The sequence below is a fragment of the Helicobacter pylori SA37A genome, assembly GCF_000476015.1.
GTDB lineage: Bacteria > Campylobacterota > Campylobacteria > Campylobacterales > Helicobacteraceae > Helicobacter > Helicobacter pylori_DB.
Map to the genome: position 1 here is coordinate 207,473 of NZ_CBOO010000001.1, position 7,518 is coordinate 214,990.

Annotated in this window: 6 protein-coding genes; 4 read left to right on the forward strand and 2 right to left on the reverse strand. The window is 37.0% G+C overall.

The features are described 5' to 3' along the window. Positions 1–101 precede the first annotated feature (101 nt). The 4 genes from QT76_RS01025 to QT76_RS01040 all read left to right on the forward strand — a co-directional run bounded on the left by QT76_RS01025 (position 102) and on the right by QT76_RS01040 (position 4,857). On the forward strand, positions 102–2,468 hold the full coding sequence (locus QT76_RS01025) for a ribonucleoside-diphosphate reductase subunit alpha (protein ID WP_033616208.1): 2,367 nt from the start codon (positions 102–104) through the stop codon (positions 2,466–2,468). A 61-nt stretch (positions 2,469–2,529) separates the two neighbouring features. Further along, positions 2,530–3,477: a Gfo/Idh/MocA family protein gene (locus QT76_RS01030; RefSeq protein ID WP_033616209.1), complete on the forward strand. Its 948-nt coding sequence runs from the start codon at positions 2,530–2,532 to the stop codon at positions 3,475–3,477. A gap of 111 nt (positions 3,478–3,588) precedes the next feature. After that, a complete protein-coding gene (locus QT76_RS01035; protein ID WP_033616210.1) occupies positions 3,589–4,356 on the forward strand; it encodes a sulfite exporter TauE/SafE family protein in 768 nt (255 codons plus the stop codon). A gap of 3 nt (positions 4,357–4,359) precedes the next feature. Further along, positions 4,360–4,857 carry a methylated-DNA--[protein]-cysteine S-methyltransferase gene (locus QT76_RS01040; protein WP_033616225.1) on the forward strand — a complete coding sequence of 166 codons (498 nt, stop codon included), beginning with the start codon at positions 4,360–4,362 and terminating at the stop codon, positions 4,855–4,857. Positions 4,858–4,924: 67 nt separating this feature from the next. Here QT76_RS01040 and xerH read toward each other — a convergent pair whose 3' ends face one another. Continuing rightward, a complete protein-coding gene (gene xerH / locus QT76_RS01045) occupies positions 4,925–5,992 on the reverse strand; it encodes a tyrosine recombinase XerH (RefSeq protein WP_033616211.1) in 1,068 nt (355 codons plus the stop codon). Between the two features lie 14 nt (positions 5,993–6,006). Further along, positions 6,007–7,284, reverse strand: coding sequence for a hypothetical protein (locus QT76_RS01050; protein WP_033616212.1), 1,278 nt, complete (start codon positions 7,282–7,284; stop codon positions 6,007–6,009). Between the last annotated feature and the right edge of the window lie 234 nt (positions 7,285–7,518).

The following is a 7,518-nucleotide window of genomic DNA, read 5'->3' on the forward strand; positions in this document are numbered from 1 at the left end:
TAGAACAGATCCAACTTGAACTTTTCTTTTTCTTAAGTTTTTTATTGATACAATTCCAAATTTAAAAAACAAACGATTTAATTCAAATTTAAGGAAAAATTTTGATTACGGTGGTTAAACGAAACGGGCGCATTGAGCCTTTGGACATTACCAAAATCCAAAAATACACTAAGGACGCTACGGACAATTTAGAGGGCGTGAGCCAAAGTGAGCTGGAAGTGGATGCGAGATTGCAATTTAGGGACAAGATCACTACTGAAGAAATCCAACAAACTTTGATTAAAACCGCTGTGGATAAGATAGATATTGACACGCCTAATTGGAGTTTTGTCGCCTCAAGGCTTTTTTTGTATGATTTATACCATAAAGTGAGTGGTTTTACAGGATATAGGCATTTGAAAGAGTATTTTGAAAACGCTGAAGAAAAGGGCCGCATCCTTAAGGGCTTTAAGGAAAAATTTGATCTAGAGTTTTTAAATAGCCAGATCAAGCCTGAAAGGGATTTCCAATTCAATTATTTGGGGATTAAAACCTTGTATGATCGCTATTTGTTGAAAGACGCTAACAACAACCCTATTGAATTGCCCCAGCACATGTTTATGAGCATTGCGATGTTTTTAGCGCAAAACGAACAAGAACCCAATAAAATCGCTTTAGAATTTTATGAAGTTTTGAGCAAATTTGAAGCGATGTGCGCGACCCCCACTCTAGCGAACGCCCGCACCACCAAACACCAACTCAGCTCATGCTATATTGGTAGCACGCCGGATAATATTGAGGGGATTTTTGACAGCTATAAGGAAATGGCGCTATTGTCCAAATACGGCGGAGGGATTGGCTGGGATTTTTCTTTAGTGCGCTCTATTGGGAGTTATATTGATGGGCATAAAAATGCGAGCGCTGGCACGATCCCGTTTTTAAAGATCGCTAACGATGTGGCGATTGCGGTGGATCAATTAGGCACACGAAAGGGCGCGATTGCGGTGTATTTGGAAATCTGGCACATTGATGTGATGGAGTTCATTGATTTAAGGAAAAATAGCGGCGATGAAAGGCGAAGAGCGCATGATTTGTTCCCGGCTCTTTGGGTGTGCGATCTGTTTATGAAGAGGGTTTTAGAAGACGCGATGTGGACTTTGTTTGACCCTTATGAGTGTAAGGATTTGACTGAGTTTTATGGGCAGGATTTTGAAAAACGCTATTTAGAGTATGAAAAAGATCCCAAAATCATTAAAGAATACATTAACGCTAAAGATTTATGGAAAAAAATCTTAATGAATTATTTTGAAGCCGGCTTGCCTTTCTTAGCCTTTAAAGATAACGCCAATCGGTGCAATCCAAACGCTCATGCAGGAATCATTCGATCCAGCAATCTGTGCACAGAGATTTTTCAAAATACCGCACCCAACCACTACTACATGCAAATAGAATACACCGATGGCACCATAGAGTTTTTTGAAGAAAAAGAGTTGGTAACGACAGATAGTAATATCACTAAATGCGCCAACAAGCTCACTAGCACCGATATTCTAAAAGGCAAGCCAATCTATATCGCTACTAAAGTCGCTAAAGACGGGCAAACGGCGGTGTGCAATCTAGCGAGCATTAATTTAAGCAAAATCAACACTGAAGAAGACATTAAAAGGGTTGTGCCGATCATGGTTAGGCTTTTAGACAATGTGATTGATTTGAATTTCTACCCTAACCGCAAAGTCAAAGCCACTAATTTACAAAATAGGGCCATAGGGTTAGGGGTTATGGGTGAAGCACAAATGCTCGCAGAACACCAAATCGCTTGGGGGTCTAAAGAGCATTTAGAAAAAATTGACGCTTTAATGGAGCAAATCAGCTACCATGCGATTGACACGAGCGCGAATCTAGCGAAAGAAAAAGGGGTTTATAAGGATTTTGAAAATTCAGAATGGAGTAAGGGGATTTTCCCCATTGATAAAGCCAATAATGAAGCCTTGAAGCTCACCGAAAAAGGGCTTTTTAATCATGCTTGCGATTGGCAAGGTTTGAGGGAAAAAGTCAAATCTAATGGCATGCGTAATGGCTATTTAATGGCGATCGCTCCTACAAGCTCCATTTCTATTTTAGTAGGCACAACCCAAACGATTGAACCCATTTATAAGAAAAAATGGTTCGAAGAAAATTTGAGCGGGCTAATTCCTGTGGTAGTGCCTAATTTGAGCGTAGAAACTTGGAATTTTTACACATCGGCTTATGATATTGACGCTAAAGATTTGATTAAAGTAGCGGCCGTGCGCCAAAAGTGGATCGATCAAGGCCAAAGCATTAATGTGTTTTTACGCATAGAAAACGCTAGCGGTAAAACCTTGCATGACATCTACACGCTCGCTTGGAAATTAGGGTTAAAATCCACTTATTATTTGCGCAGCGAAAGCCCTAGCATAGATGAAAAAAGCGTGTTGGATCGATCGGTGGAGTGTTTTAATTGCCAATAATATAAGCTTAAATAAGCTAATCTTTGCTAAAATGAGATTTAAAATTATTTAAGGAAGATGAATGCTTTTTGCGATGATTGGTTCAGGGGGGTTTATCGCTCCCAAGCACTTGCAAGCGATTAGAGATACAGGGCATTTTTTGGATTGCTCTTTTGATATTCATGATAGCGTGGGGGTTTTAGATGAGTATTTCCCACAATCAGAGTTTTTTACCAATATTGAAGATTTTGAAAAGCATTTAGAGCAATCTAAGGCTATGGGTAAAGAAATCAACTATTTGAGTGTTTGCACGCCCACGCACACGCATTTTGATCACATCCGTTTCGGGTTAAGAAACGGCATGCATGTGATTTGTGAAAAACCCTTAGTTTTAGACCCTGGCGAAATACAAGAATTGAAAGATTTAGAGGTGAAACACCAAAAAAGGGTGTTTAGTCTTTTACCCTTACGCTTGCATTGCGACACGCTGGCTTTAAAAGAAAAAATCAAGAGCGAATTAGAAAAAAACCCTAGCAAGGTGTTTGACATCACGCTCACTTATATCAGCGTTCAAGGGAAATGGTATTTTTCTTCATGGCGAGCGGATGTGAATAGGAGTGGGGGGTTAGCCACTCAAATGGGAGTGAATATTTTTGACACTTTATTGTATTTGTTTGGAGGCGTTAAAGAGAAGGTTATCAACAGAGAAGAGCCTGATTGCGTGTGCGGGATACTCTTTTTAGAGCATGCCAAAATAAGATGGTTTTTTTCCATCAATCCAGAACACATGGGAGTGGCTAAGGAAAAAGTTTATCATAAAATGATCCTAGAGGGCGAAGAAGTCAATCTCACGCAGAGCTTTGATAATCTGTATATAGAAAGCTACAAACAGATTTTAGCTCAAGGGGGGTTTGGCTTGGATGAAGCTACGGCGTCTATCAAACTGGCTTATGAATTAAGAAACCTTTCAGTCAGCGAACCCAATGAAGATTCGCATGTTTTGTGTTGCAAAAACAAAACAGACCAATAAAGGCACCACTTTTAAAAGCGTTGTTTAGGAGGGTTTGGTATTAGCGTTTGATTAGAATAGGGTTGTTTTTAATTTTCTTTTAAGAGGGTTTTTACTTTTTTAAGGGTTTTTATGGATATTTATGCGTTATACATAGCGATAGGGCTTTTTACTGGCATTCTATCAGGGATTTTTGGCATTGGTGGGGGGATGATCATTGTCCCTATCATGCTCGCAACCGGGCATTCTTTTGAAGAATCCATTGGGATTTCCATTTTGCAAATGGTGCTTTCATCGTTTGTGGGATCTGTTTTGAATTTCAAAAAAAAATCGCTTGATTTTTCTTTAGGCTTGTTGATAGGGGCAGGGGGGCTGATAGGGGCGAGTTTTAGCGGATTTGTTTTAAAAATCGTTTCCAGTAAAATTTTAATGGTTATTTTCGCGCTTTTAGTCGTGTATTCTATGATCCAATTTGTTTTGAAACCCAAAAAAAAAGATTTTATAGCGGGTGCTAAACGCTATCATTTGCAAGGTTTAAAATTATTCTTAATTGGCGCGCTCACAGGGTTTTTTGCCATCACTTTGGGGATTGGTGGGGGAATGCTCATGGTGCCTTTGATGCATTATTTTTTAGGGTATGATTCTAAAAAATGCGTGGCGTTAGGGCTATTTTTCATCTTGTTTTCTTCCATTTCAGGAGCTTTTTCTTTAATCTATCACCACATCATCAATAAAGAAGTGCTATTAGCAGGGGCGATTGTGGGCTTAGGCTCTGTTATGGGCGTGAGCATTGGGATTAAATGGATCATGGGGCTTTTGAATGAAAAAATGCATAAAATTTTGATTTTAGGGGTGTATGGTTTGTCGTTATTGATTATTTTATACAAACTCTTTTTTTAATTGATGGTTTTATACCACTACTATTTTAAGACCCCTAAGAGTTTCCCTTTAGAGTATTTGCATTTGTGCGCTAATGAGAGCCATTTATTGAGATTGGATTTTGATACGGCCAATTTTTCTCATAATACCCCTATGAATACCCCATTAAAACTCAGCGTTCAAGCCTTAGAGCGTTATTTCTTGGGACAACTTTTTGAATTTGATGCGCCTTTAGATTTGATAGGGACTTCTTTTCAAAAACAAGTTTGGTCTGCGTTAATGACTATCCCTTATGGCAAGACAAAAAGTTATGATGAAATCGCAAAGCTCATTAATAACCCTAAATCTTGCAGAGCGATTGGCAACGCTAATCATAATAACCCTATTTCTTTGATCGTGCCTTGTCATAGAGTGGTGCGTAAAAATGGCGCTTTAGGGGGGTATAACGGGGGCATAGAAGTCAAAAAGTGGCTGTTAGAATTTGAGCGTAAAAATTTAAACCACACGCTAAAAACTTTTTAATTTTTTAAAAATGGGGTTGTAGTTATTTTGTGGTAAAAATCATTTTGTTAAGGGAGTAGGGGGTTTTTCAACTTTCCTCCCAAATGCTCGCCGCTTCTTTTAAACGCTGTTTGTCAAAATGCGTGTAAATCCTGCTCGTATTCAAGCTCGCATGCCCTAGAGCTTCTTGAACTAAAATCAAATCATGGCGTTTTTGATAGAGCAAGGTTGCAAAAGAATGCCTTAACATGTGCGCCCCATTTTTCTCTCGCCTGAGTCCGGCAAAATTGATGATTCGCTCCACTTGCCTATACAAATACGCTTGCGTTAAAGCCATGCCTTTTTGATTGCAAAACAATAAATCATTTTTAACAGGATACAATTCCCTTTCTATGAGCCATTCTTTTAAAAGGCTTTCAATGTGAAAAGCTTTGAGCATCACCGCTCTGTATTTATCGCCCTTACCCTTAATCAAAATCGTATAACAGCCATTTTCTAAAGTAAAATCCTTTATTTTAAGCTGCAAGGCTTCATTAGAACGCATGCCTGTAAAAACAATGATTTTAATGAGTAGGCGGTTTCTCGCGCGCACTTTGGCGGACATTTCTATTTTATCAATGCTTTCTAAAAATTTTTCTAATTCTTCATTATTTAAATGAGTAGGGAGCTTATTACCTGCACTTTGATTCGCTCCGCTGATGTTTTTAAGCGTGATATTGTAGATATAAGATTTTTCATTTTCATCTTGATTTTGTTTGTCTATATAACTAAAAAGTCCTAGTAGGGCAATCCTATAATTTTTTTTAGTGGCTAAACTCAAACCTCCGGTATAAATACTCAAAAATTCAGCCAGCATGACTTCGTCTATATTTTTGAGCGATTTTAAAGAAAGCTTTTGAGCGTATTCGTAAAATTTGAGTAGGGGCAGTGCATAAGTGTTGATACCCAGTAATCCAGCACTGCGGGCTTTTTTGCAAACTTTTTCTAAACGCTCTAAATTGCACGCTTGATTCAATTCATTCAGGCATTCAAAAACCTTATTTTGGTCTTTCACTTGGGAATTAGACAAGCTTGTGCATTTGTAACGCAAAAAGCGCCCAATCCACAGCAAAAGATTTTCTACAGGATCTTTTAATTCTTCTAGGGGGTGTTTCATTTAGGGTTTTTAAATTAATCTAAATCATCATCATGTGGCGTATCACTAGGCGCTTTTTGCGTTATAAGCGCGTTCGCAATAAGTTTATTGCTAACTATCTCACCTTGTTTTAAATCATCAGCAATTTGATTGATTTTAAGGTTCTGTGCCGAACCTATTTTATGTTGTTCTCTCTTTTCAATAACTTCTCTTTCTATGCTCTCTATTTTTTCAATATCAAAAACTTTAGGATAACCGCGCCACTGATTATGATTGATAGATAATTTTATTTCGTCTTCAAATGCCCCAGTAACAATATTAGGCATGCATGTCGCTTTTATTTGAACCTTATCAATTTCCTTAAAACTCATACCACAATTGCCACCAGGCTGTTTTGAAAAGAATGTAGCTACCTTATTTTTTAAGTGTGTGAGAGATTGCGGTAATTGACTAGGCACTGAGAATGTAATATCTGAGAATTTAGCCCACACCTCATTAAAATCACTAGATAAAGCACTCACCAATTCTACCTTATAAATGTTTTCTTTATCATGAATAGCGTTTTTACAATAACAGATCACCTCTTGATCAAACAATCTTGCCAATAACAACAAATAATTTCTTAAATTGAATGTCTTGCTTGGCTCGTTTTGAAATACAAAAAAACTTATTTCTTTGTTAGGCAAAATATCGTTTTCTACCTTTTCTTTCCAATAACCAATCGCTTGAATATAACCAAGAAAATCACGCTTTCCATCTAAAAAAGATTTTAGGCGTTGTGTTTCTTTTATGTAGTCGCTGTAGGAGTATTTGTATTTAGTGATAAATCCTTGAGTAGACATGAAGTCTTTCATTGTTGCTTTGCTCTTATCTGTTGTGAATTTATCCACAAAAGTTTTATTAAATGTTTTACAATTACAGAGTTTTCTATAAATGCCATCATTCTCTCTAAGGAAATCCTTAGTTAAAAAATCGCTTTTAGCTGCTTTTATAAGTTTTTTCTGTTCTTCATCAGTAAAATCCTTTGTAAAAGCTCCTTTAAAAGGTCTAAACGCTGAGATAATCCCAAAAGGTAGTCCGCTCCTAATTTTCTCATACACTCTATTAAGCTTAGCGCCCTCAATTGCATAAATTTCAGCAATATAAGCCTCAGTAGGGTTGTCCTTAATACTAGAGATTGCATCGCCAAGAAAAATCTTATCGTCTTTGTCGCCAATGCCAAAAAAATCTAAAATATTTACATGCAACTTATCGTCTATCACTCTAACTTTTTTAACTTTTTCAAATTTTAAAAAATCATAATTCAATAACATTCAACACCTCTTTTAATTTATTTGCAAAAACAAAAATGATCCTTACAGGCTAATTTTAGCACCAAAACTAAAACCATTCCCAAAGTTTAATCCCTTCAATAATATAAGATCCATTATTGATAGACTGTATCAATATATTTCTAAAAATGTCTATATACCATTGATTAACACATATTTCTTTCATGTCAGGTAACTTAATATTTTCTAATGCCATTCTAGGCACTTCAATAGTTA

What these genes read in the sequence shown, in the direction of transcription:
- QT76_RS01030 (WP_033616209.1), top strand. Translation starts at nt 2,530, where the DNA reads ATGCTTTTTGCGATGATTGGTTCAGGGGGGTTTATCGCTCCCAAGCAC.
- QT76_RS01035 (WP_033616210.1), top strand. Translation starts at nt 3,589, where the DNA reads ATGGATATTTATGCGTTATACATAGCGATAGGGCTTTTTACTGGCATT.
- QT76_RS01040 (WP_033616225.1), top strand. Translation starts at nt 4,360, where the DNA reads ATGGTTTTATACCACTACTATTTTAAGACCCCTAAGAGTTTCCCTTTA.
- xerH (WP_033616211.1), bottom strand. Translation starts at nt 5,992, where the DNA reads ATGAAACACCCCCTAGAAGAATTAAAAGATCCTGTAGAAAATCTTTTG.
- QT76_RS01050 (WP_033616212.1), bottom strand. Translation starts at nt 7,284, where the DNA reads ATGTTATTGAATTATGATTTTTTAAAATTTGAAAAAGTTAAAAAAGTT.